This window comes from Nostoc sp. (assembly GCF_036919555.1).
In the GTDB taxonomy this organism is placed as follows: Bacteria; Cyanobacteriota; Cyanobacteriia; order Cyanobacteriales; family Nostocaceae; genus Nostoc.
The window spans coordinates 1-24,670 of record NZ_JBALCS010000006.1 but is presented as its reverse complement, the minus strand read 5'-3'; the positions used below and the strand labels follow the sequence as shown (position 1 = coordinate 24,670).

At 39.9% G+C, this 24,670-nt stretch carries 22 protein-coding genes, 1 tRNA gene, 2 pseudogenes and 1 other annotated feature; of the genes and pseudogenes, 11 read left to right on the top strand and 14 right to left on the bottom strand.

Features of this window, described 5'->3' with window-relative positions; all coding sequences use genetic code 11:
- Positions 1 to 122: 122 nt before the first annotated feature.
- Positions 123 to 317, top strand: a complete 195-nt coding sequence (locus tag V7K36_RS01240; RefSeq protein WP_335112506.1) for a hypothetical protein — start codon at positions 123 to 125, stop codon at positions 315 to 317.
- A gap of 1 nt (position 318) precedes the next feature.
- Here V7K36_RS01240 and sfnG read toward each other — a convergent pair whose 3' ends face one another.
- On the bottom strand, positions 319 to 1,416 hold the full coding sequence (gene sfnG / locus V7K36_RS01235) for a dimethylsulfone monooxygenase SfnG (protein ID WP_335112504.1): 1,098 nt from the start codon (positions 1,414 to 1,416) through the stop codon (positions 319 to 321).
- 858 nt (positions 1,417 to 2,274) lie between these two features.
- Between sfnG and V7K36_RS01230 the strand changes: the two genes are divergently transcribed.
- The 6 genes and pseudogenes from V7K36_RS01230 (at position 2,275) to V7K36_RS01205 (ending at position 11,710) form a co-directional block, all read left to right on the top strand.
- Positions 2,275 to 3,324, top strand: coding sequence for an LLM class flavin-dependent oxidoreductase (locus V7K36_RS01230; protein WP_335112502.1), 1,050 nt, complete (start codon positions 2,275 to 2,277; stop codon positions 3,322 to 3,324).
- A gap of 23 nt (positions 3,325 to 3,347) precedes the next feature.
- On the top strand, positions 3,348 to 5,420 hold the full coding sequence (locus V7K36_RS01225) for a LysR family transcriptional regulator (RefSeq protein ID WP_335112500.1): 2,073 nt from the start codon (positions 3,348 to 3,350) through the stop codon (positions 5,418 to 5,420).
- A gap of 815 nt (positions 5,421 to 6,235) precedes the next feature.
- Positions 6,236 to 6,457 (top strand): hypothetical protein, encoded by a 222-nt coding sequence (locus V7K36_RS01220; RefSeq protein ID WP_335112498.1) that lies wholly within the window; start codon positions 6,236 to 6,238, stop codon positions 6,455 to 6,457.
- Between the two features lie 48 nt (positions 6,458 to 6,505).
- Positions 6,506 to 8,587 (top strand): annotated as a pseudogene (locus tag V7K36_RS01215) (dynamin family protein).
- A gap of 138 nt (positions 8,588 to 8,725) precedes the next feature.
- The gene (locus V7K36_RS01210) at positions 8,726 to 10,918 is read left to right on the top strand and encodes a dynamin family protein (RefSeq protein WP_335112496.1); all 2,193 of its coding nucleotides are present in this window, start codon (positions 8,726 to 8,728) and stop codon (positions 10,916 to 10,918) included.
- Positions 10,919 to 11,035: 117 nt separating this feature from the next.
- The gene (locus V7K36_RS01205) at positions 11,036 to 11,710 is read left to right on the top strand and encodes a DUF305 domain-containing protein (protein WP_335112494.1); all 675 of its coding nucleotides are present in this window, start codon (positions 11,036 to 11,038) and stop codon (positions 11,708 to 11,710) included.
- Between the two features lie 105 nt (positions 11,711 to 11,815).
- Here the strand turns inward: V7K36_RS01205 and V7K36_RS01200 are convergent, their stop codons facing one another.
- The 3 genes from V7K36_RS01200 to V7K36_RS01190 form a co-directional block, all read right to left on the bottom strand.
- Positions 11,816 to 12,175 (bottom strand): type II toxin-antitoxin system PemK/MazF family toxin, encoded by a 360-nt coding sequence (locus V7K36_RS01200; RefSeq protein WP_335112492.1) that lies wholly within the window; start codon positions 12,173 to 12,175, stop codon positions 11,816 to 11,818.
- Positions 12,150 to 12,782, bottom strand: a complete 633-nt coding sequence (locus tag V7K36_RS01195; protein WP_335112490.1) for a hypothetical protein — start codon at positions 12,780 to 12,782, stop codon at positions 12,150 to 12,152. The genes V7K36_RS01200 and V7K36_RS01195 overlap by 26 nt, the downstream gene beginning before the upstream one ends.
- Positions 12,783 to 13,062: 280 nt before the next feature.
- The gene (locus V7K36_RS01190; RefSeq protein ID WP_335112488.1) at positions 13,063 to 13,701 is read right to left on the bottom strand and encodes a peroxiredoxin; all 639 of its coding nucleotides are present in this window, start codon (positions 13,699 to 13,701) and stop codon (positions 13,063 to 13,065) included.
- A gap of 548 nt (positions 13,702 to 14,249) precedes the next feature.
- Here V7K36_RS01190 and V7K36_RS01185 point away from each other — a divergent pair.
- Complete coding sequence (locus tag V7K36_RS01185) at positions 14,250 to 14,960, top strand: hypothetical protein (RefSeq protein ID WP_335112486.1); 711 nt, start codon at positions 14,250 to 14,252, stop codon at positions 14,958 to 14,960.
- A gap of 67 nt (positions 14,961 to 15,027) precedes the next feature.
- On the opposite strand, the pseudogene V7K36_RS01180 reads toward V7K36_RS01185, so the two are convergent.
- Positions 15,028 to 15,222 (bottom strand): annotated as a pseudogene (locus V7K36_RS01180) (redoxin domain-containing protein); the annotation flags it as partial.
- Between the two features lie 327 nt (positions 15,223 to 15,549).
- Here V7K36_RS01180 and V7K36_RS01175 point away from each other — a divergent pair.
- Positions 15,550 to 16,869, top strand: a complete 1,320-nt coding sequence (locus V7K36_RS01175) for a hypothetical protein (RefSeq protein WP_335112484.1) — start codon at positions 15,550 to 15,552, stop codon at positions 16,867 to 16,869.
- Between the two features lie 12 nt (positions 16,870 to 16,881).
- On the opposite strand, the gene V7K36_RS01170 is transcribed toward V7K36_RS01175, so the two are convergent.
- Positions 16,882 to 17,802, bottom strand: coding sequence for a lysylphosphatidylglycerol synthase domain-containing protein (locus V7K36_RS01170; protein WP_335112482.1), 921 nt, complete (start codon positions 17,800 to 17,802; stop codon positions 16,882 to 16,884).
- Between the two features lie 342 nt (positions 17,803 to 18,144).
- On the opposite strand from V7K36_RS01170, the gene V7K36_RS01165 reads away from it, so the two are divergent.
- Positions 18,145 to 18,681: a DUF6658 family protein gene (locus V7K36_RS01165; protein ID WP_335112480.1), complete on the top strand. Its 537-nt coding sequence runs from the start codon at positions 18,145 to 18,147 to the stop codon at positions 18,679 to 18,681.
- Between the two features lie 129 nt (positions 18,682 to 18,810).
- Positions 18,811 to 19,410 carry a hypothetical protein gene (locus V7K36_RS01160; protein ID WP_335112478.1) on the top strand — a complete coding sequence of 200 codons (600 nt, stop codon included), beginning with the start codon at positions 18,811 to 18,813 and terminating at the stop codon, positions 19,408 to 19,410.
- 239 nt (positions 19,411 to 19,649) lie between these two features.
- Here the strand turns inward: V7K36_RS01160 and rplL are convergent, their stop codons facing one another.
- The 8 genes from rplL to rplS all read right to left on the bottom strand — a co-directional run bounded on the left by rplL (position 19,650) and on the right by rplS (position 24,204).
- Entirely contained in the window at positions 19,650 to 20,042 is a 393-nt protein-coding gene (gene rplL, locus V7K36_RS01155) for a 50S ribosomal protein L7/L12 (protein ID WP_335067965.1), read from the bottom strand.
- A 100-nt stretch (positions 20,043 to 20,142) separates the two neighbouring features.
- Positions 20,143 to 20,787, bottom strand: a complete 645-nt coding sequence (rplJ, locus tag V7K36_RS01150) for a 50S ribosomal protein L10 (protein WP_335112476.1) — start codon at positions 20,785 to 20,787, stop codon at positions 20,143 to 20,145.
- A 61-nt stretch (positions 20,788 to 20,848) separates the two neighbouring features.
- Positions 20,849 to 21,016, bottom strand: a sequence feature (ribosomal protein L10 leader region).
- Positions 21,017 to 21,086: 70 nt separating this feature from the next.
- Positions 21,087 to 21,800 carry a 50S ribosomal protein L1 gene (gene rplA, locus V7K36_RS01145; RefSeq protein WP_334833052.1) on the bottom strand — a complete coding sequence of 238 codons (714 nt, stop codon included), beginning with the start codon at positions 21,798 to 21,800 and terminating at the stop codon, positions 21,087 to 21,089.
- Between the two features lie 132 nt (positions 21,801 to 21,932).
- Positions 21,933 to 22,358 carry a 50S ribosomal protein L11 gene (gene rplK, locus V7K36_RS01140; RefSeq protein WP_335112474.1) on the bottom strand — a complete coding sequence of 142 codons (426 nt, stop codon included), beginning with the start codon at positions 22,356 to 22,358 and terminating at the stop codon, positions 21,933 to 21,935.
- Positions 22,359 to 22,364: 6 nt separating this feature from the next.
- Positions 22,365 to 23,006 carry a transcription termination/antitermination protein NusG gene (nusG, locus tag V7K36_RS01135; protein WP_334833056.1) on the bottom strand — a complete coding sequence of 214 codons (642 nt, stop codon included), beginning with the start codon at positions 23,004 to 23,006 and terminating at the stop codon, positions 22,365 to 22,367.
- A complete protein-coding gene (gene secE, locus V7K36_RS01130; RefSeq protein WP_334833058.1) occupies positions 23,006 to 23,227 on the bottom strand; it encodes a preprotein translocase subunit SecE in 222 nt (73 codons plus the stop codon). Before secE ends, nusG begins: the two co-directional genes overlap by 1 nt.
- A 396-nt stretch (positions 23,228 to 23,623) precedes the next feature.
- Positions 23,624 to 23,696: transfer RNA gene (locus tag V7K36_RS01125), tRNA-Trp, on the bottom strand.
- 145 nt (positions 23,697 to 23,841) lie between these two features.
- A complete protein-coding gene (gene rplS / locus V7K36_RS01120; protein WP_273766612.1) occupies positions 23,842 to 24,204 on the bottom strand; it encodes a 50S ribosomal protein L19 in 363 nt (120 codons plus the stop codon).
- Positions 24,205 to 24,670: the final 466 nt, after the last annotated feature.

The window sequence follows — 24,670 nt, the reverse complement described above, 5'->3', positions numbered from 1 at the left end:
ATCGTAGTAACGGGTTTTCCGTCCCGCACTACTCAAGTTTCAAAACGGACGAAATTTAACAATTGAGAATTTTGCTGTTGTCGAACACCATCAACAACAACAAATGAACTCTAGCCTTTTATATGAATAATGATTTGAGTTTGGCGAATCGATTTTTGTTAGAGATTTTGAGATGTGTACTAACCGCCTGGTATTTGTATAGTGCTTCGCGCTTGCCATCGGCATCGCTAATTACTATTGCTGTAGAAGTGAGTTTAGGCATTATCTCAACAGCTTGGCTCAGAAAAAGCCGCACCTACAAAGTATGTTGGTGTTAATCTACACCACAACCAACTCATCAGCCTTACGACGATTAGCTTCTAGTTCGTGCACAATCGGAATTACTGTCTTACCAAATGCAGGCAAATCATCCGAGTAGTGTAAGAAGCCACCGAGAATTAGATCAACTCCGACTTCATAAAATTGGCGAATCTTGTCAGCAACTTGATCGGCAGTACCAATCAAGCCTGAACGAAAGCCATCGTTATACTGCACCAAGTCTTCAAAATTGGAATTCGCCCACATTCCCTGATGCTCACGAGTAGAAGCTCCCGCCTGTTTCACTGCTTCGCCAAATCCTTTCACCGCTTCCACATCCGCTTGGGCAATAATATCGCGCAATACTTCATGGGCTTCTGCTTCCGTATCTCGCACGATGATAAAGGAATTCAGACCAAACTTAATTTTGCGTCCTTCAAGACTCGCTAATGCAGACACTTCTGCAATCTGCTCTTTCACCCCTTCTATGGTGTTCCCATTCATAAAATACCAATCAGAGACGCGGCCAGCCATGCGCCGGGCTGCTTTCGAGTTACCGCCTTGGAATATCTCCGGGTGTGGATTCTGATTAATCGGTTTGGGCTTCACCCAACCGCCGTTAATGCGGTAAAAGTCGCCCTTAAAGTGAAATTCCTCCTCTGTCCACAAACCTTTGAGAACACGGATAAATTCTTCGGAACGACGATAGCGTTCGTCATGGTCTAACCAGGGTTCACCATAGATGGTGAATTCATCTTTGAACCAGCCGCTAACTACATTTAGTGCAAACCGACCGTTTGACAGAAAATCAATGCTGGCACCGATTTTAGCAACTACTCCCGGATGCCACAATCCAGGGTGAACTGCTGCAATTAGCTTCAATTTCTTGGTGACTGGAGCTAAGGCTGATACGGTTGTAAGCGCCTCTAGCTGGTATTCAGCGCCATAACTAGCGATAAATCTGGCTTGTGCTAGAGCATATTCAAACCCAACTTCTTCAGCTGTTTGAGCCAGTTGAGCATTGTATTCGTAAGTCCAATCTGTCCGTTGGGGGATTTTGCTTACTACTAACCCTCCGCTAACGTTGGGAATCCAGTATGCGAACTTAATATCTACCATAATTGTGCGTTTGTAATTGAAACTGCTTGGTTATTTGTCTAAGTTTGCTTGTAATCCAACAAAGCCTAATTTTTGATCACTAACAAATTAGCTAAAACTTGATCGGGCAAAATCTTAGTCAAAATCGAAACCTTGAGAGCGGCTGGAAACTACTCTGAGTTTACAAGTAGACAATCTCAGGATGTGATAGTGGCAATATACCATATCTTGACTGTGCTACCGTAGTTATTAATGTATGAGACTTTATCACGATAATTTTTCCGATGTCGTGACTCGATATACTTAAATTCCATTTCCATATTCCATTTTGGAATACAGCCCAATTTTGCTGAGTGAGTATTTAATTATTTTTAGGACTAGCCCTTTCAAGGTCACTGATAAAATCTCTGCTTTCCTCTCTGCGTTCTCCGTGCCTCTGCGGTTTAAAAGTTATTTATTGAACCACAGAGGCGCAGAGAACACAGAGAAAAGAGGAATTATTATCCAAAAATTTTACCCACCTTGAAAGGGCTAATTTTTAGGACTTACGCATTGACAGAAAATACTAAATATAGTGTGTGATGATAAAAACCGGATCTATCGTCGGGGCAATTCATGAATTGCCCCTACAGTGCATAAGTCCTAATTTTTTATATTTGCTGGCTATGATCATGATTCAGTCAGAGCAACTAGAAATCAGGACTCGACAAAGTATCACTACTATTCCATATCGTGATAAGTAAATGCTTTTCATGTGTCATCTGAAACTATACACAGCAGAAATAAATGTGGTACTGTGAACTACTAAACTACGGTAAAGAGATATTAATACCGTATTTTAGTTAAAATATCGTAAAAAAAGGCACAGGAAAAAGATTTATGCCACTTCAGTTTGGAATTTGGTCGCCGGTGTGTGGTGGATGGTTGCGGGTTGTCAACCATGAGGCTAATTTATCTATTCAAGATTTGGTAAAGCTGGCAGTTCAAGCAGACGAGTTAGGTTATCATTTTTATTACATTCCTGAACATTACTTGAATGCAGTTCATGGGCCTAACTATAATGTTGCTGATGCTTGGATTACAGCAGCTTTAGCAAGTTTAAACACCAAAAATATCAAGATTGTTGCGGCTGTACAACCTGGTTTTAAACTGCCTGCGGTCGTTGCCAAACTGAGTGCAAACATTCAAAATCAACTCAGTAACGGCAGATTCGCTCTGAGTGGTATTGCCGGTTGGTGGAAATTAGAAGTAGAAAGCTATGGAGATATCTGGCTACCCCATAGCGATCGCTACGCGCGATTAGAAGAGTACATTGATGTAATCAAGGGGCTATGGACAGTCGAAGGCTTTAATTACGTTGGCAAGTATTACACGATCGCAGGTGGTATTCTCGCAGATAAGCCTACACCAATACCACCCATTTTCATTGCTGGTGAATCAGACCGGGCGATTGACTTAGCGGCTCGTCAGGGAGATTATTTATTTATCAATGCTGATGAACCAGAAAAAACGGCAGCATTGGTGCAGAAAGTGAAAAGATTGGCTAGCGAGCGCTACGGGCGTCAGATTAAAGTAGCAATGAGTGCGTTTGCGATCGTTCGTGAACATACCGCCGAAGCTGAAGCCAGATTAGAAGCGATTTATCGTTCTGCCTCACAGCAGCAGATTAAGTACTTTCAAGAGCAAATCGATCCTAACGTAGTTGCCCACAACAAACTAGATATCAGTCAAACCATTGAAGCCAATCTCGGTTTATCTGCTCAACTCGTTGGCGATCGCTATACTATTATTCAACGCCTGAAAGAATACGAAGCTGTTGGCGTTGACTTAATAGTACTCAAATTTGAATCTATGACAGAAGACACTATTCGCTTCCATAAACTAGTGATTTCCGAATATACACAGCAAAATAGCTTAATTGCGTTGTAATTAAAAATCTTGCCTTACCTAGCATGAATAAGATTAAACTCGAAGATATTACCCTAAATCACATCAAAATTTTAAAAGCAGTAGATGACTGTGGTAGCTTCTCTAAAGCAGCACAAAAACTAGGGTATAGTCAGGCATTAATTAGTAAAAAAGTCAAGCAAATAGAGGATTGTTTCGGAGTAATTCTCCTAAATCGCTCTCCTGGTTTTATATGCTTGACCAATAAAGGCAAGAAATTAATTTCTCAGACACTTAATGTAGTAGAAACTGTAGAAAATCTGCGAGAAGAATTTCAAGCAACATTTAGCGCTGAAGGTGAAGATTTGATATTGGGAGCTACTAATTTAATCTTAGAAGTCTGGCTCAAACAATATTTACAGCGATTTCAGCTTTGTTTTCAAGGTAGAAATATCAAAGAGATCGGAGTTAAAAATAGCATATTTTTCTCAAACTCTCAACTTATCGAGATGGATCTATTGCTCAACAGTTGCTCTGGATATAAGGAAGAACACCACTGTACTAGATTAACAACTCATAAAATGCTGCTTGTCTCCTTTGGGGCAAGTAAATATCTGAATGAGCATAGCTTAATTAAAATAAATGATATTGATTTAGCTGATGTTGTACTTTTAGATGAGGTTCATTATGAACTATCGAAAAATGGATTTTTGATGAATAAATTAAGTGGTGTAAAGGTACTACATAATTATCAATATTTACTCACCTATACTTCCGAAAATCAAAAACTAACGATTTTACCTGACTTTTGTCAAGCTGATATAATATCTCAATATCAAGTACTAACTCTTCCGATTCAAGATGTTAATGAATATGGCATTTATATTCATGTTCCTCGCTTTAGTGAGTTGTTAATATCCGCAGAGAGTTTGGTGAGAAGTTTTAGACTCGATCAAAATAACTTAGAAAGTTTGCCTAACGTAAATCTAATTTTAGGTAGGCATTCTTCCAAAGAAGAAAATGTTCTTCGGATAGGTATTCAAAGTGATTCCATCGGGCAGCTTATTGCTGGATATGGGACTAAGCATATTTCTGATTTACAGAGAGCATCCTCATCACTGGAAGAGTCTATTTTCAAAAATATTGAAATGAACCGAGATTTCGAGTTACAAATTCTACCGTTCACTTCTGGAGAACAAATGAACCGAGAGATGAAACGGGGAGAACTAGATATTTGTATTTTAGATGATATTTCTCTGTTGAATAATGGTAGCCAATTCTTCGATGATTTAAGTTTTGGCTCTAAATTGATTGGGATTGCTTCGTATAATCTTTTAGGTCAAGATATAAATATTATACTGCATAAAGATTCTTCTATAAACACAGTTCAGGATCTGAAAGGGAAACGAATTTCCACCTTATTTGGTTCAAATGCTCATAGGTTCATCATTACTCTTTTTGATCTCTATGATATGGATGTGAGTCAGGATTGCAGATTAGTGAATGAAAATCCTCGAAAAGCAAGTAAGAGTTTGGCAAATAAAACTATAGATGCTTACGTATGTTGTCACACTTTTGCCTCAATTTTAGAAGGATATGCTTTTCTCAGAAAACTGCCTCTATCTCAGATGGTTAGTTTAAGAATTCCATCAATCAGAGGAATTGTTTGTCGTTCGCAGTTCATTAAAGAAAACCCGAAAATTGTCGTTGCTTATTTACATGATTTAGTAGTTGCTAACTATTGGTTTAATTCATCTCCACTGAAGGCGGCAGATTTATTAACTAAAGTGATTGATGTCAGAACCGCTCAAGTAAATCAGTTTTTTAATCCTGTATTTGGTAATCGCATCGATCCGACCCTTAAACCTCAATGGTCTTGGTTACTTAAAACTTTAAATCGCAGATTGGAAGGAAAATATAGCATTTCACTATTTGATGTAGATTTCTGGATAGATGATTATTTTTTAAGACTTGTCTACAATTTGCTGAATTTAGATTATCACTTTCATCAGGTTTCTTTTGCAAGTGAATTTTCCAGCAGCTATTTTGTAGAGGAACAGTTTAGCCGACACATGAAAGTTCTTTATAATAAATATGATCTACCGCTATATAGCGGTATGGAATTGAGTGAGATATGAGCGCGATCGCTTCGCAGGGCTGCACCTACGCACATTTACTATATATTTTTGGCGTTGCATAAATGCGGGATGAATTAATGGTTGAAACCATTGAAAAATCCTTCCAAATTGGTCGAAATCATCCCATGATTCAGCAACGCCATATTTTTTAATAAATTAGCCAGATTTCTCACTTGTGAGAAAAATGCTGTCTACCCGACTGGCTTTTATTTCTAGGACTTACGCACTGTACAAATTCATCGTGATGTACGTTAACAAAAATAGGTTGTTTCAGGCTTTTCTTAATTATCCTTTGATTGTAAATAGACGATGCTGTAGGGGTAAAGCATGCTAAACCCCTACGAAAGATGTGGTTTTTCACCTGATTCATATTTGGTATTTCTTGTCAACGCGTAAGTCCTAATTTCTTATTTTCGCACAAGTCATTGTTTTGGTGAGAGCGCATTCCACGGTTCTGGTCTAATTCCGCAAACATTAGAGCCGAGGATTTTGCACTTGATTACTAACTAAATCCATACTGGGATTCAAGTTTAATAGTGGGAATAGTCGTTTTCGCTACAATTTTCGGGAAAGGGGCTGCATTTTATGGTAGCTAACTTTCAGTTTAAGTTTAGCAGGTAATGAAAATTAAAATAGTAATTTTACTGGGGTTAAATAATATTATCGTAAGTTATGATACTCCATAATTGATCAGTGAATGCTGACATCATTTCATTCTCTTAGACGGGATGGACACCAATGACATCTGAAAGCGTAGGCATCGCCAAATAGAACTCTAACACCGGGAACGTTTACTAAGAGAACGAGAAGTTGAATTGCGTCTTTGGGAAATGGAAATTAACATCCATGCTACCAATGGGGTTTTTCATCAAACTGTGAAGCATCAGTCGGAAGATTCTCAGAAACCTTGGATGAAAAAAGCTATCCTCGGTAGAAAGCTGTTTGCTCTTGGTGTGGTAACGCTGGTTGCAGTCAGGATAGCCTCAGTGGTAGCTGGGTTTATTATTGTTGCTGCACTGGGGTGGATGTCTTACTAATTATTTTTTGAATCAAAAAAACCAATCTTTAATAAAGGTGTAACTATGATGAGTGAGCAGGTAGTAACTGACAGATTTCTCCAAGATTTAGAGCGTGTTGCTCAAGTGCGATCGGAGATTTCTGTGTGTTTGAGCAAAATTGCTGAAACAATTGATAAAGCTGAATTGGCTGGAGACTCTTCATCAGGAAAACTCAGTTTAGAACGAGATATTGAAGATATTACTGTAGCTAGCAAAAACCTCCGTGAAGGTGTATTTCGCCTTTTGGTCTTGGACGATATGAAACGGGGAAAAAGCACGTTTCTCAACGCCTTAATTGGTGAAAACTTATTACCGAGCGATGTTAACCCTTGTACCGCAGTGTTAACAGTTTTACGCTATGGGCCAGAAAAGAAAGTTACGATTCATTTTAATGATGGTAAAAGTCCGCAACAGCTAGATTTTCAGAGCTTTAAACATAAATATACCATTGATCCGGGTGAAGCTAAAAAACTAGAGCAGGAGAAAAAACAAGCTTTTCCTGATGTTGATTATGCAGTAGTTGAGTATCCTTTAACGCTACTAGAAAAGGGAATTGAAATTGTCGATAGTCCAGGATTAAATGATACAGAAGCGCGAAACGAATTATCTTTGGGTTATGTAAATAATTGCCATGCAATTCTGTTTGTGATGAGAGCTTCTCAACCTTGTACCTTGGGTGAGCGTCGCTACTTAAAAAATTATATTAAAGGTCGAGGATTGACAGTCTTCTTCTTAGTTAATGCTTGGGATCAGGTGCGGGAATCATTGATTGATCCTGACGATGTAGAGGAGTTAAAAGGATCTGAAGAGAGATTACGGCAAGTCTTTAACGCGAATTTAGCAGAATATTGTTCTGTAGAAGGTCAGAATATTTATGACGAACGAGTGTTTGAGCTTTCGTCAATTCAAGCACTCAGACGACGGTTGAAAAATCCTCAAGCTGATTTAGAGGGGACTGGCTTTCCGAAGTTTATGAGTTCGCTTAATACTTTTCTTACCAGAGAACGTGCGATCGCAGAACTCCGTCAAATCAGAACTTTAGCAAGACTTGCCTGCAATCATATCCGCGAAGCAGTTGCTAGACGTATACCATTACTTGACGAAGATGTAAATGAATTAAAAAAACGAATTGATTCAGTAGAACCAGAGTTTAACAAACTCACAGGTATTCGAGATGAATTTCAAAAAGAAATTATCAATACAAGAGACACTTAAGCAAGAACGATTTCCGAATCTTTTCGTAGCTACGTTTTAAACTTAGGTAATACCTTTGAAAATGATTTCTTACGCTATCAGCCGGAATTAAATTTGTTTGATTTTCTCAGTAGTGGTAAACGAGAAGCATTTAATACCGCACTACAAAAAGCTTTTGAGCAATACATCACCGACAAATCTGCTGCTTGGACATTAACTGCTGAAAAAGATATCAATGCAGCTTTTAAAGAACTTTCTCGCAGTGCTGCACAATATGGCGCGTCTTACAGTCAAGTCACAGACCAAATAACAGAAAAGCTGACTGGACAAAACGTTAAAGTAAATACCACTACCACTACTGAAGAAGATAACTCTCCCGGATGGGCAAAATGGGCAATGGGATTGTTATCACTGTCCAAGGGAAATCTTGCTAGTTTCGCACTAGCTGGCGCTGGATTTGATTGGAAAAATATCTTGTTAAACTACTTCACTGTAATTGGTGTTGGCGGGATAATTACAGCAGTGACAGGTATTTTTCTTGGTCCAATTGGGTTTGCGCTGCTAGGTTTGGGAGTAGGATTTTTGCAAGCAGATCAAGCGCGTAAAGAGTTAGTTAAAACTGCTAAAAAAGAGTTAGTTAAACATCTACCCCAAGTAGCACATGAGCAATCTCAGGTTGTATACAATGCCGTGAAAGAGTGTTTTGACTCTTACGAAAGAGAAGTGAGTAAGCGGATTAACGATGATATTGTATCTCGTAAATCTGAATTAGATAATCTGCTCAAGCAGAAAGAAACCCGCGAAATTAATCGTGAGAGTGAGTTCAGACGTTTAAAAACCTTACAGGAAGATGTAATAGCTCAGTTGCAAAAAATTGAGGCGGCATATAGCAATTTATTAGCTTACTATAGCTAATATTTCTCATTATTCTCGACTCTCGTTCCCAGTCTCCGACTGGGAATGCCTACTGGGAGGCTCTGCCTCCGATAATAAGAATATGAGGCGGAGCCTCAATTATCTGCATTACCAGGCGAAGCCTGGGAACGAGGGAATATGCAACAACAGTATGAAAGTTATAAGGATTTAGCGGATTCTCTCAAATCTGCATCTGCATTACTGAATTTAGAACGCAAATCGCAATTGCATCAAGATATAATTACCATTTGCAATCATCTGGTTAATCCTAGTTTTCGCATTGCGGTATTTGGCCCCTTTAATCATGGCAAATCTACCTTGCTGAATGCCATGCTAGGAAATCGTACTTTACCAATTGATTTAATTCCCACCACAGGTGCGGCAATTACTGTCAAATATGGTTCTGATGTGCGAACTCGCATCATGTTGCTAGATGGTACAGAAATCTCCCGCAGTGGCACAGAAGTTTTACAGCAATTTGCAATTCTTGATGGCAATAGGCAGATGCAAAAAGATGTAGCATCTGTGGAAGTTTTTTGTCCGCATCCGTTCTTAGAAACGGGTGTAGAATTGCTCGATTTACCGGGAACAAATGATAGAGATGAACAAGATAGTTTAGTCCGAGAACAACTCTTAAGTGCAGATTTAGTTATCCAATTATTAGATGCACGTAAGTTAATGACTTTAGGTGAACGGGAAAACTTACGAGATTGGCTATTAGATCGCGGTATTAAAACAGTTATATTTGTTGCCAATTTTCTTAACTTACTTGAACCCGACGAGCAAAAACAAGTTCAAAATCGTCTGGTGTTTGTTGCGGAAAGCTTTCGAGCCGAATTACCTCCAGGTTTTAGTAATTTATATCGCGTTGATGCTTTACCTGCCTTAAGAGCCAGATTAAAAGGCGATGTTGCTGCTGCCAATAGTAGCGGGTTAGTGGCTTTTGAAACAGCATTGCAAAATATTGTGGGGATTTTGCAACCAAATCGTGGTAGTGTGCGTTTGCCAAGAGTGCAAGCGATCGCTTCTCAAATCCAATTCTCATTAAAAGCTAAAATTGACCCGATTGCTATTGAAATAAAATCCTTTGATGATAAACAGAATAGCAAAATTGAAATTAAACAAAAAGCAGCCAACTTAATTTATAAAGGTTTTGCTACTAGCGTGGGAGAATTACGTGATTGGCTAGCATTACCCAAGCTACTCACAAAATATCAAGCTGGTGCGGCAGTTGCATTGGCAGAAAATAACTTTAAAGTTTGGCAAACAAATACTCTTAAAAAAGACCTGACTCAATTACAATTTGCTGTGGTGAAATGGCTTTATCAAGCTTACGAATTTTTCCAAGAAGAACGATTGCAAGATTTATTAATTCCCTTTCCTAGCGAACCACAAGTAATACTACCCTCAAAGCCAAGCAATACTGATGATTTGAGTGAACCTGGTTCCATCGCTGTTGGTGGTGGTATTGGTTGGTTGTTAGGCGGCCCGGTGGGTGCTGCTGTCGTCGGAAGTATTTCTTATTTGTTAAACAAGAATATCCAGACACAAGACGAACAATTAGCAAAGGAATCTTATCATCAGGAAGTTGCTAAACTTTGTATTAGTGCAGTTGAAGATTATTTATCTCGCTTCAGCAGTCAAGGGTTAGCAATTTTGGCTGAATATGAGCAGAAATCCGAAAAAGTAATTTGCTTTGAATTTAGTCAAGAACCACTAGAAATTACTAATAGACGGGAAAATTTGCAGCAATTACAAAACGGTTTTAATCAGTTGCTACGAGAATTAGAACAAGTCAAAATTCTCTCAAATCATCAACCTTATAAAGAATTACCAAAATACACGAATACCAATAGAAAATATTCGCCACAACCAAAGAAAGTTAAAACTTCCCCTCAAAAAGATCCTGGTGTTAAGCAACAACAGGAAAATACTGCTAAGAATAGTGAGACAAGGATAAAATCTGTTTCTCCACGTCCAGAAGAGGTGGAGGCGAAATTTCGTTATTGGGAACTCAATGAGGAAATAGCGCGAATGAAAGCAGAAATGCGATCGCCTGGTTTTAAAACTGGCAAACAGCAAAATACAACTCAAAGCAACAAAGCACCCAACCAACCAAAAACCCAGACGGAAAAAGATAAGATTACTCGCGCCTATGGCATTTTAGGATTGCAAGCAAATGCTTCTTTGGCTGAGGTAAAGCAGGCTTATCGAACTTTAGTAAAAAAATGGCATCCAGATTTGTTTGTTGGTAAGCCGCAACTGCTAAAACAAGCACAAGAGAAAATGCACTTACTTAATGAAGCTTACACAATTTTGAGTGAGAAATGAAAAATAAGATACCTGACTTCTCAAAAAAATCAGGTATCTTTAAATTTCATCCTAATTTCATTTCTGGCTGCAAAGCTTAGAGTAAATATAGAATTAGGAAACTGTTAGTTGAGATTTATGCAACTGTTATCTTTAAGGAATGGCTTTTTGGCGTTAACCTTGACTGCGATCGCTTCAGCTGGTAGCTTAATCACAGCCTGTACCAATACTGCTTCCCAGAACCAAAGCCAAGCCCCAAATGCAACCGCTACCAATACTAGCGACAAGCAGATGAATCACAGCATGGGAATGGATTTAGGCCCAGCCGATGCTAATTTTGATTTACGGTTCCTCGATGCTATGATACCTCACCATCAAGGGGCTGTGGAAATGGCTAAAGAAGCGCAGCAGAAATCAAAACGTCCTGAAATCAAAAAGCTAGCAGACAATATCATCAAATCGCAGAACCAAGAAATCACTCAGATGAAGCGGTGGCGACAAGCTTGGTATCCGAAGGCGGGAGATAAACCAATGGCTTATGACAGTCAAATGGGGCACATGATGGAAATGTCCTCTGACCAAATGAAAACTATGATGATGAGTCAGAACTTAGGTGCAGCTGATGCTGAATTTGATCTGCGCTTTATCAATGCGATGATTCCTCACCATGAAGGGGCTGTAACAATGGCAAAAGATGTTTTAAGTAAGTCTAAGCGCCCTGAAATCAAGCAATTAGCCCAAGAAATTATCAAGGCACAAAATACAGAGATTAAGCAAATGCAGCAGTGGCGAAAAGCCTGGTACAACCAGTAAACCTAAGTATCTGGGTGGATATGCAAGCAACTGAAAAGTACAGCTTGTTTGTTATTAGGAGCATTCATCCGCTGCAATGCTTTTGTTATGCTGCATTAGTTATTACTACAATCGAAATGTATGTCTCAATGCTTGGTCAATATTTGCTGTTGGTAGTGAGCCAATTACTTGATAAATTGCGGAGAGTGTAATTGTTGCCAAGTTATCAGCCATTATTACTGAATCTGCTAACAGCCCTGATTGTTGTCCTTCTGGGGAACTTAGCATTATAGTGACACGGCTAGGATGTCCTGCTCGAAACATCTGGCTGGTAATCATAGCAACGATAAGTTGGGGCAAACCTATCTGCAAATTATCTGCTTGCACAATCAGAGCAGGTCCTGTTTTGGCAGTAGTCAGGTTAGAATTTGGAAATAGTACCAGAACAAGATCACCTCGCTTAAAGGTTTGTTTTGGCTGCGTCATAGTTGTCATAAATACTCATTTCCGGGCTATCCCAATCCTCTGCAAAGATTGCTAGATGCGATCGCAAAATCTCAGCCTGTGCTTTGTTAATTCCCTGAGAAGCTAGGTCAATTTCATCTTGCTGATTTAGCTCTAATACAGGCAATTGCTGCAAGAGTTGAGGCTGACTAATCTCAATTAGGACTCCTAGTTTCTCGGCTAGCTCCAGAACGTTATTGCTAAAATCAGCAGATCCAGCAACAATACCAGCAATTGTACTAGCAATCACCAACAGTTTCCCTAAACGGATTTTAATTCTCTCAGGCTTTTGCTTCTCAGGTGTACTAATATCCTCTTGTAAGTCTTCCAAATTCACGAGAGCATCTTCACGTTCAGATTCTGGAAAACCTTGTGCTATCTCGCGTAGAGAGCCAATCAGCCTGGTAATTTCGTTAATGTTATGTCCGATATTCTGAGAGAAGTTGGAAACAGTACCGCTACCACTTTGAACAAATCCGATATTGGTAGCATGTATTGTGGTTTTGTTAGTAGGTTCTTTCTCAGCCATTGTTTTAACAATCTCTATCAAATTTGTATTATTCTGACGTAACTGCTCCCGGTATAACACAATTAGCTCTTCCTTATCTTGTAGCCTCGCTTGATGTAATTTTTCTGAGAGCTTCAGATGCCTAGTCCACTGACTATATTCTCACGCAAAGAAACAAAGACGCAAAGTTATATATTTGCGTCTTTGTTTTTTTATCCGAAATCATTTTCAGATCTATATCATGTCCGCTTGATTGCTTATTAAACCCGAAGAACCCCACCCCGCCAAAGCTATGCTTTGTCTCCCCTCCCGAAAAGCGGGGAGGGGTTCTTTTATTATGGGTAATCTGGCGGACATGATATTACTTATTAGGCTGAGGAGTTAGCCGCAGATAGGGTTTAACTTCCTTGTACCCTTTGGGGAATTTCTCTTTGAGTACTTCTGGATCTTTGAGTGATGGGACAATTACAACATCCTCGCCATCTTTCCAGTCAGCTGGTGTCGCCACGCTGTAGTTATCAGTCAATTGCAGAGAATCAATCACCCGCAAAAGTTCATCAAAGTTGCGTCCCGTGCTGGGGGGATATGTGAAAGTGAGACGGAGTTTCTTGTTGGGGTCAATCACGAAAACCGATCGCACTGTCACCGCCGCATTAGCATTCGGGTGGATCATGTCGTAAAGGTCAGAAACCTTGCGATCGGCATCTGCCAAAATTGGGTAGTTAAGGGTAGTGCTTTGAGTTTCTTCAATGTCTCCTACCCAGCCGTTGTGGGATTCAACGTTATCAACGCTAAGTGCGATCGCTTTGACATTGCGCTTGTCAAATTCTGGTTTGAGCTTGGCAACTGTGCCGAGTTCTGTTGTACAAACAGGTGTAAAATCAGCAGGGTGAGAGAACAGCACAACCCAGCTGTCACCTGCCCATTGGTAAAAATCGATGTCGCCGTGTGTTGAGGCTTGCGTAAAGTTGGGTACTGTATCACCTAGACGGAGAGCCATGTGAGATTCCCTGTAGTTAGAAAGGCATATATATTCTAGTATGCCATCATGACATAAAACTCCCATTTCCCAATCGGAGTTTAGCTGTTTGAAACAAAATTTTAGGTTGTCAACACTCTCAGATAAGAGACGTGAGGGAGGTAAAATCTATTGACTAAAATACACATATATGAGCTAAATTATTATGTTTTCCCTACAAATTTTTCTTTAAATAGAGGATTGCAAGTATCAGGGTGATGTCTAACAACAAGCCATTGCACGTCTAGGCATATTGCGTTGCAGAATTACCACATTATTGCATAATTACAATAAACTTTCTTAGTATAGATGCAATATTGTGAGAAGTTTCTAACAGGATGTTTTAAAAGTATTGGGCGAATATAATAGAGCCTCCGGCACGCTGACGCGAACGCAACTATACAAGCAAATTCCACCTCCGTGGAAAGTTTGCAAAATCAAGGGTTTGCTAACCTGTGGAGGCAGGTTTTGTCTGTGTAAATGCGACTTCTAGTCGCCCAGGCGAGTAACTTATTATTTTTGAATTAATCATGATATTAATATTTTTGGTTATTGGTGTTATCCTCAGCACAACTGCGAGTTTTGTTTTTGGAATTCCCTGGTTGATGCCGATTTTCGGTGCTGCTGTTCCCTATCCCATTTTATTTTTACAAGTACGTCGTCAACAATATAAAAGTGCTTTTTGGTGGATGTTACTGTGGGGAGTGTTGCAGAGTATTGCCATAATTGTAGCAATAGCGATTGCACCAGAAACAGCCGCAAAAGTCATCCTCCGTGGACAGTCATACACTACAGAAATGTTGTACTGGATTCGCACGGGAGAAGGTTCAGAAGGTTCACTCAGTTTATTTTTACCAGCGCATTTATTGCAGTACGGGATTTTTTGTATTCTCTGCGTTGTCACCTTAAGTAGTGTGGCATTGATATTTGGCACTTGGATGCTGAACTACATGAATTTTTATGTTGCAGAATTGGTGAAAGTTAGTGCTAAACCTTGGTTAGCAGCCATTTTAGGGTGGTATCCTTGGTCACTTTTGCGGATAATCGGGTTTATCGCCACTGGGGTAGCTTTAGCTGCATTAGGATTAAATCTAATAACTCGCATCAGAGGCGAAGTTCCTAAATCTCCCTTTCCTAAAAATTATATGTTAATTGGGATTGGTTTTGTGATTGCGGATATCGTTGTCAAAGCAGTTCTAGCCCCTATTTGGCAAAAACTGCTATTGTCTGCGTTGGATTAAATTCATTTGTTTGCCAGAATTTTTTGGTAGGCTTGGATTGTTTGATTTGCGATCGCATTCCAGCTAAAACAGCCGCATTACCATTGGGGTGGATCATGTCGTAAAGGTCAGAAACCTTGCGATCCGCATCCGCCAAAATTGGATAGTTAAAGGTGGTGCTTTGAATTTCTTCGATGTCTCCTACCCAGCCGTTGTGGGATTCAACGCTATCAATGCTAAGTGCGATCGCTTTGACATTACGCTTGTCAAATTTCTTAACCAAAATTTTTACCCACCTTGAAAGTGTTAATAATTATGACTTACGCACTGTACAAATTAATCATAATATGTATTACGCAAAATGACCGTTTCAAGCGCTGAACACAACCCTAATTTGGTCGCATATTGACTCCCTTAAAAGTAAATAATTTTACTGGAGTATTTGATGAAGTCTTAAACAATTTATGTTTAAGACTTTATTTATAGTCTGAGTTTATCAAATTTGTGTAAAAAGATTACTGAATGTCTGAAGAATAGATTGATGCTACTGTTAGCCAAGGTTAAACTAGTAATAATATGAACAGGAAATCTTTTTGTCCTGAGAACTGGAATGACCGCTAATAGTTTATCAATTAGTCAGGAATATCCACATTTGGTTATGTCTCAATCTAGACCGCTAAATGTGCAAATTGCACAAGAAGAGGTTTATAGCTTCTTTGTGGAAATTGTCAAAAAACTGTCGCCAGATGATGTTTTACGGGAGTTCAAAGGTTTATTTATAGACGGTCTTGATTCACAGGATTCCCATTCTATACCTGTGATATACAGCATTTTTTTAAATGATAACGAACAGGAGTTTTGTAATACACTTAAGCGTTGTAGTTATATAATAATAAACAACTGGACAACCAATAGAAAAGACAAATATATCCCAGAATTAGTTAATTTATTTGCTAATCCAAACCTAAAAGTAAAGAACAATAATTTTCCAGCCATAAATAACTGTAAAAGCTGGCTAGAGAATTTCATAAACAGCAAAGACTACCAAGAATTAAAATTATTTGCTGGTAAACATGAGGAATTATCTAAAGGTCATTGGGCTAATCGCTACAATTCTTATTTATTAGTTGATCAATCTGTTAACGAGAATAATTGCCGAGATCAACAAGAGGCTGCCAGAAAGCTTTCTAGACAGATGAAAGACAAATTTAAGTTTGAATTAGCAATGTATATTGCTCGTTCTCAATCTGCTGTCTCAAGCACAACACGCTACACAAATCCCAGTATTTTGGGAGATAATGTCCTGCATTTAATAAAAGCAATTGTTTTAAAAAAGGGTGTGTTTAGCTATGAGAATATTGCCAATATATTTGTCAAACAAACTCAAGAGCAAACTCTTAAAGAATTTAAAATTAGTATAGAAAAATATCTATTTTTTTCTGTAGATAATCAAAATTTAGTCGAGAATTTACGGCGGCAGTTCGCAGAAAATTTATCATTATGGAAGAAAGATTATAGTCAAGAAATTATCACTAAAGAATTGTTCTTGAGAACCTGTAATCGAGTAATTGATTGTTTGACAACAGAAAATGGAAAAGAACCTTCGTCGTTATTTATATTATTGCTTGCTCCGGGTCACTCTCTAACATTGGTGATTATATTGCTGAAGACTATTTTAATTTGTAGAAATTCCCGCAGGCATTTAGAAATTAGGATTGCTCATCTGATTCGTTATTACGAAAAATATCCTAAAGATGAGTGTAAGTGGGTAATCAATTTTATGGAGATTTTTAATATCACGTTTGCAATATATGCGGAAAACGTAGAATATAACTTGATTAAGATGGAAGAAAACCAAAGCAGTAATCCGCAGTTAAATCTGGATGGTTATCGTGTGTTTTCACAGATGAAGGTAGATAGACAAAAATGAGTGTCGCCTGATTTAGGATTTAGCAAGGCGTTCATCTAAGCAAGCCAGAGCAGCACCCGCAGTTTCAGCTAGAATACTAATGAGTCGATATAGAGCGATCGCACTAAATACTAGGGCAGATGGAAAGTGGTGTCGCAAAAGTTCATATGCAGTCGCTTCAAACACACCTAATCCACCAGGCGCACCTGGAATGATAAACCCTAACAACCAAGCGCAACTAAAAGCCCCTAACAACAAAGGAATTTCATTTACATTCAACGAACCGAGGGCGAACATAGTTAATATAAACCCAGTTCCACGCAGTCCCATAAAGCCCAATTCTCCTAACAAAGGTCGTAGGGGATAGCTTTTAAGACTGAAGGGAACAGTTGACTCAGTGCTAGTAGCAGACTTTTTTGCTTTCAATCTGTACAAAAAACGAATAATTGGGTTTAAAAACCAGGGATGAATAGCACAAAGAACTACAGCTAAACTCAGAAATTGTAGTATTTGCAGAACAAGGGTAGCATTAGCTGCCGCAAATTGGCTACTGCATAGGACAATGATGATTAAAGCAGCCGCTAGCATCAGTAGGGGTTCCAGCAAAACGCTTAAGGTAGCTGCACCAGCAGAAACATTGGCATTTTTGGCGGCTACAATTCGCCCGTAGTGATGCCAGATATTACCTGGTAAATATTTAGCTATGTTAGTTTTGAGGTAAACTTGGATGAACTGGGTAGATGATACAGGTTGACTTAACTCTTGCAGAATCCAAGTCCAGATCCAGCCAGCCCAAGTATGTGCTAGTAAAGTGATGCCTGTAGCGATCGCCATAATTGCCCATCCTACCCCATCAATGCGGATAGCAGTCACTTCAATCCAATTATCCTTCAGAGCTTTCCCTAAAAAAAACAGCGTTCCCCCCAAAATTATCCAGCGTAAAAATTGCTTCATAAATTTAGTAATTTAACGGTTAGAGCAACAAGGGCTGAATGCCTCAACTATTAGACTACATCAGCTACCTATTCAAAGCTTTTGAAGTATTAAACAGGTTGATGTAGTTCTTTTTACGAACACTATATTACTTTATTTTATATCTCTCTATAGTTAGATAAAAATATTCTATTATTACTAATTAAAATGTGGCCTGCGCTAGAGGTAAAGTTAATTTTATTATTCATATCCTTAATAGAGGTTATGGAAAGTGAGCGAACCAAAATAAGCACAATAACTTGCTGACCAATTCAATGATTCAGCAAATTATTAGCTTATTAATATTTTGGCAAGGAGGACTACGTGAACGCAGTGAGAGTATTCTTGAAAAAAATAAGATTGCGCCAAATATTAACTATCTTTTTAGCTGGACTATTGTTGATAGTTAGCACTGCTTGTAGTGGGGCAAATGCTCAAGGTGCAAATCCACAAAATCCTGCTGTACAAGCTGGTGGAGCAAACAATCCTTATAAGAATGGTGGAGACAAGTATACCAACTATAGAATGTCCACCGATCCGAAAATAGCAAACCCAAAAGCCAATCAGGGACGCGACCAAGCTAGCTTACAACCAAGTTCGCAATTGTTGATTGCTACAAATAAAGAATCTGAGATACTTTATCCTGGTGGCGAGACTTTAGCAGGTCGAGTCGAGAAAGAAGCAGAGCTGCCACTGATCACAGATAAAGACTTCCGACAACCTGAACCAGGTGGTTTGATTCAGAATGAATCAAATGTAGGAGAGCGGGTTAAAGATCGTCTTGAGACTGTAAAAGAGGCTGTTGAAGAAGCTTCCGGCTTTTTGAAAAACAAGCCAGATGAAGTTAAAGCAAGACCTTAATTACAACCAAGTCCAGCACTAGACAGATAAAACTATTATTTTGTCTGAATGCTTGTGATGTAAAATTAATTACAAATGCTATCTTGGTTGAAGTTTAACTTAGTCAGAAAAATGCAAGGAGTTAGAAGTATGAAAAAAGCAATGAATTGGCTGAAAAACATTCGTCCCTTGAAAGTTTTAACTGTTTTTTTAGCAGGAATCTTTCTATTTATGACCCAGGCTTGTGGTGCTCCAGGAATAGCAACACAGCCGCCACAACCTGGCGCTCAAGCACCTAATATAGAACGATACGATTCCACAAAAGATTATCCTCTGAATTCTCCGGCTGGTGGGATGAATAACTTTAGTGATGTAGATCCTAGAGCGCAAGATGAAAAGGCAGCGAATGACAGAGCTGATGCGCTGGCAAAAAATTCTCAAAGGAATATTGATCAGAAAGGAATTGACAGCTCAGAGCAATATGGTCAAAATTACAAACAAGGTACATCCCTTGGTGAAAGAGTGAAGAACCTGGGTGAAGATATCGGCAGTTCAGCTGAAGAAGTTCGGAAAGGTCTTGTTAAGGGAACTCAGCGAGGAATTGAAAATATCAAGGGTAATACCCAGAATGCTGCTGAAGACGTGACAAAAAATGTTCAGCGTGGGGCTGAGGATGCTGGCAAAAATGTTCAGCGCACAGCTGAAGATACAGGCAACGCAGTCAAGAGGACAGTCAAAGACGTTGATTGAAATTAGTCATTCAATGTCTTGCAAAAATATGAAAGCGCCCACAGATATTTAGTCTGGGGCTACCCAAGCAAAGCCTGCATAGACAGGCTTTGCTTGGGTTATAGGTAAATGACAACTTGATGCATCCGCTTTTGGGAAATCTGCGATACACTCTTAAGCGATAATCATTTACAAAAACCGTAATAAAAAAAGGAGCCTGACTCAGACTCCTTAATAAAAAACTAGTAATAGAATTGTGACTACTTAACAGTCACCTTACCGCCAGCTTCTTCGATGCGCTTCTTAGCATCTTCAGCAGCATCCTTAGCAATACCTTCTTTAACTGCCTTGGGCGCAGCTTCTACCAAGTCTTTCGCTTCTTTCAGACCCAAACCGGTCAATTCCCGGACAATCTTCAGCACGGCAATCTTCTTATCAGCTGGGACTGATTCAAGAATCACTTCAAACTCAGTTTGCTCAACAACTTCCTCAGCAGGAGCAGCACCACCACCACCAGGCATCATCATCATGCCGCCAACGGGTGCAGCCGCACTTACGCCAAAAGCTTCTTCAATTTGCTTGACTAACTCAGAAGCTTCCAGCAAAGAAAGGGTTTTTAGTTGTTCTAAAATTTGATCGGTTGCAGTAGACATGGATATAACTCCTGTAATTTTGATTATTTATTTGTCATGGGTCATTGGTCTTTAACTATAGACTCTTGACTCTTAACTCTTGACTGATTAACCACGAAGTCTATTCAGCAGGGCTTTCAGTGCTGCTATCTTGTACAGCAGGGCTTTCGGTACTGCTATCTTGTACAGCAGCGGTTTCGGTACTGCTATCTTGTACAGCAGGGCTTTCGGTGCTACCACCACTTTGCTCTTGGTCGGCCACAGCCTGCAAAGCACGAGCCAGTGAACCAGGAACTTCGTTGATACCCACAGCAATCTTGGTAGCCAAAGCGTTGATAGCTCCAGCAATTTGTGCTATGAGTTGTTCCTTAGATGGCAAGTCTCCCAGTATCTTGACATCCGGTTCTTTGAGTAGACGACCTTCCAGAACACCACCGCGAAGTTCTGTCTTCTTGGTGACTTTTTGGAATTCTTGGTATGCCTTAATTGCCGATGAAAAATCTTCTTTTACCAGCAAAAAGGCGGAAGCACCGTTGAGCAATTCCGACAGTGGCTGCCATTTTTGATCATCTTTAATGGCAATGCCCATTAGGGTGTTCTTCGTCACCTTACAAACGGTGCCACTAGGACGCAGCCGCCGCCGTAAGTCTGTGATTTCAGAAACCGTTAGCCCCTGATAGTCAATTACCAGTGCCAGAGTTGACTCACTCAAAGTAACTTTGAGGTCAGCTACTATCTCTTTTTTATTTTCTAGTGTTCTACCCATTCCAATCTCACCTCCTTAAAACAATCGGTGATTGCCCTACTTGTGCGTTTTTTTTAAACTGAACCCAAACAACAAACCCCAGCTAACTTAGCCGGGGTTGAGTATTAAGACTCCTGATACCATAGTTATCACACCTTTACGAGTGATAATTTTGACAATTAGAGTTTTAACCTCGGCAGGATATTAAGCTATTAGCACCTGCTGTCTCCGGCTTTGCTATTTAGTTTAAAGTTATGAGTGAGTAGTTAGAAGTTAGTAATTTTATTCCTAACTCCTAACTCCTAACTCCTAACTCTTAGTTAACCTACTTCGCTCAGTTTCAAATCTCGTAGGGCGCTGATATCAACTTTAATCGATGGCCCCATTGTGGCAGCTACATAAAATGTGCGCCAATAACGACCTTTAGCTCCTGAAGGACGGTTACGGTCAATCGTCTCCTGCAATGCCTTCAGGTTGACTAACAAATCTTCAGGCGAGAAAGTTGCCTTACCAAACATAACATGGACAATGCCAGTTCGATCAGCTCGGAATTCTAATTTACCAGCTTTGAATTCTGCGATCGCACCTGCTAAATCAAATGTCACGGTTCCACCCTTGGGCGATGGCATCAAACCACGCGGACCAAGCAACTTACCCAGCCTTGCCACCTGTGGCATCACATCGGGTGTAGCAATCAGCTTGTCAAAATCCATTCTACCTTTTTGGATTTCGTCAATCAGTTCTTCTGATCCGACTATATCAGCACCAGCGTTGCTTGCTTCGTTTACCTTTTCGCCTCTGGCTATCACCGCCACCCGAACGATTTGTCCTGTACCTTTGGGCAGTGCTACCGTTGTCCGCAACTGTTGGTCTGTATACTTAGGGTCAATTCCCAGCCGGATATGTGCTTCAGCCGCTTCGGCAAATTTAGCTGTTGCTGTGTCTTTGAGAAGGGCTAAAGCCTCTAGGGGTTCATAGTCCTTATCTTCTACTTTTGCTTGCAGCGTCTGCAAACGACGCGATATTTTTACCATTTTTTTCTCCTGGGGTAATTCCGAAGCTTCGCCTCTCCCCCGATACAATTTTGGATTTTAGATTTTGGAGTAGGAAGTTAAAAGTGAGGAATCAGGAGTTACTAAATTTAAAACTCATAACTCATAACTTTTTTACTCTGTGACTGTTACACCCATATTCTTAGCCGTTCCTGCCACAATCTTCATTGCCGCGTCTATGTCGTTGGCATTGAGATCGGGGAGTTTCGTTTGGGCTATTTCTTGCAATTGTGCTTTGGTAATTGACCCAACTTTCTTTTTGTTGGGTTCATTCGAGCCTTTTTCAATTTTCGCCGCCTTCCGAATCAGCACTGATGCTGGTGGCGTCTTGAGTACAAACGTAAAACTCCGGTCTTCAAAAACCGAAATTTCTACAGGTATCACCATTCCAGCTTGATCTGCTGTTTTGGCGTTGTACTCTTTGCAGAACATCATGATGTTGACGCCGTGTTGACCCAATGCGGGCCCCACTGGCGGTGCTGGGTTGGCTTTTCCAGCATTCAGGGCCAGTTTAATGACCGCTACTATTTTCTTCGCCATTTGTATTTAGCTCTGTTTCTCTACCTGATTAAATTCCAATTCTACTGGTGTATCCCTGCCGAAAATTGAGAGCAAGGCTTTAAGCTTATTCCGCTCTGGAGAAACTTCAATCACCTCGCCTTCAAAGTCTTTAAATGGACCAGAAAGCACCATTATCTTATCACCAGTAGCCATGTCAATTTTGAGAACCGGCTCCTGTTCGCTGGTTTGTTTGAATATACGTTCGACTTCTGAAGAACTCAGTGGTATGGGGTGGACATGACCTCGACCCTTACTGCTACCACGTTTTTGTTCTGAACCGACAAAGTTAATTACATGGGAGGTGTTTCGTACAACCTGCCAGGTATCATCATCCATCATCATCCGCACCAGCACATAGCCAGGGAAAACTTTTTCTTCTGTATGCTGGCGACTGCCATCTTTGCGGATTTTCACCGCTGGCGTCTGCGGAATTTCTACCTGAACAATTTTGTCAGCTACATCAAAAGTTTGAATGCGTTGCTCTAAATTAGTCTTTACACGCTTTTCACAGCCTGAGGCTACTTGCACGGCATACCAGCGTGTTTCTTTTGACGCTGCTTCTGCTGTTTCTGCTGTTTCCTCCGACTGCAACGTTGAGTTGCGAGGTTCGTTTGTTGCAAAAGTCATCAGAACACCTGTTTTGCTGCCCAACCAAACAATCCATCAACCAAGTATATCAAAGATGCGGAGAGTGCCACCATTAGCAACACAGCCGCGGATTCGCTAACTATCTGTTTCCGACTGGGCCAAACTACTTTTTCAAGTTCTTCTTTGGTTCCCTGTATGAAGTTGCCCAAGCTAAACCCATTTGTGTTTTCTGGCAATTCTGCTTCACTTTTTTTGGACACGACCGTTTATCCCCCGTTTGTACTCAATTTTGGATTTTGGATTTTAGATTTATCCTATGCCTTAAGGCAAAGGCGCTTAATTTTAGATTTTAGTTTGTCGATTTTAAATTTCTTCTCAATCCCTTCTCCCAAGGGGAGACGCTGCGGGTACGGGTGACGCTCCTATGTCGCTAACAGCAGTTGCTCATGGGGGAAACGCCCAATACTACACTGCTTCACCAAAATCCAAAATCTCATCAAATCTAAAATTCGGTCATCCAGGTTTACAGTTTCGACTCTATTTCACTTCCTGAAAGCAAAACAACTGCAAACACAATAAGTTTACCCGAAATTATTAGCGCTAACTGCTATATTAACAGCTGCGTAATTATTTCGGGCTTTTTTTTTGCTTTTGAGCGCGCCCTGGAGGACTTGAACCCCCGACATCAGGTTTTGGAGACCTGCGTTCTACCAACTGAACTAAGAGCGCACAAGCTGTTTTGGATTTAGTCATTGCGCTGAACTAAATTTCAGTTTAACGCAATATCCATTTTTTATCATACCTTAATTTTGTCAGGAAAACAAGTTAGCGGCAGATGCCGCTTGATGCTTCTCCCATACTTTTGAAGGACGAATCACAAAGGGCGGTCAAACCGTTGCTTAATCCGGGTTGCCTTACCTACGCGATCGCGGAGATAATACAGTTTAGCACGGCGTACTTTACCGCGACGTAATACTTTGATGCTGTCAATCCGGGGAGAATGCAACAGAAATACCCGCTCGACGCCCACGCCTTGAAAAACCTTACGAACTGTAATAGTTTCGTTGATGCCACCGTTCCGCATGGCAATCACTACTCCCTCGTAAGGTTGTACGCGGTATTTTTCGCCTTCCTTGATTTTCACTCCCACTTTTACGGTGTCGCCCACATAAATGTCGGGCAGATTCGATTTTATCTGTTCCGCTTCAATCGAGCGGATAATCTCTTGAGCATTCATAGTCTTTCTGTCTGCTTAAAAAAAACTCACAATCATCAATTATAAATCGATAATCCTCTTTCAGTCTACTTATTGGGATTGATAACAGCAATTCTCATTCTGATAATGATTATTATAATAAACTAATGAACTGGAACTATCCAAAATTTTGAGTTAAAGGTATGGTTTTTGTATCTGTTTAATTTGTAAGCGTAAGGGCTTTTTTTGAATCAGCCAGGAATTTTCGACGAAATAAGCTGTTGCGCCTTTAATTTGCACTAATAACCCAAGTTGCTAGTTATTGATTCAGGCGATCGCTTTGTGCAAGAAAATTCCCTCCAGAGATGAAAAACGGAGGGGAATATGTTAAACGAAATAATTACTGTCTATGCTATAGGACTAATATTTGATTTCTGAAAAAGCTCCGTACATTTGAAGAGTGTCAAAATCAAAGGTAGTGTGTCGGATAAACCACTCAAACATCCAT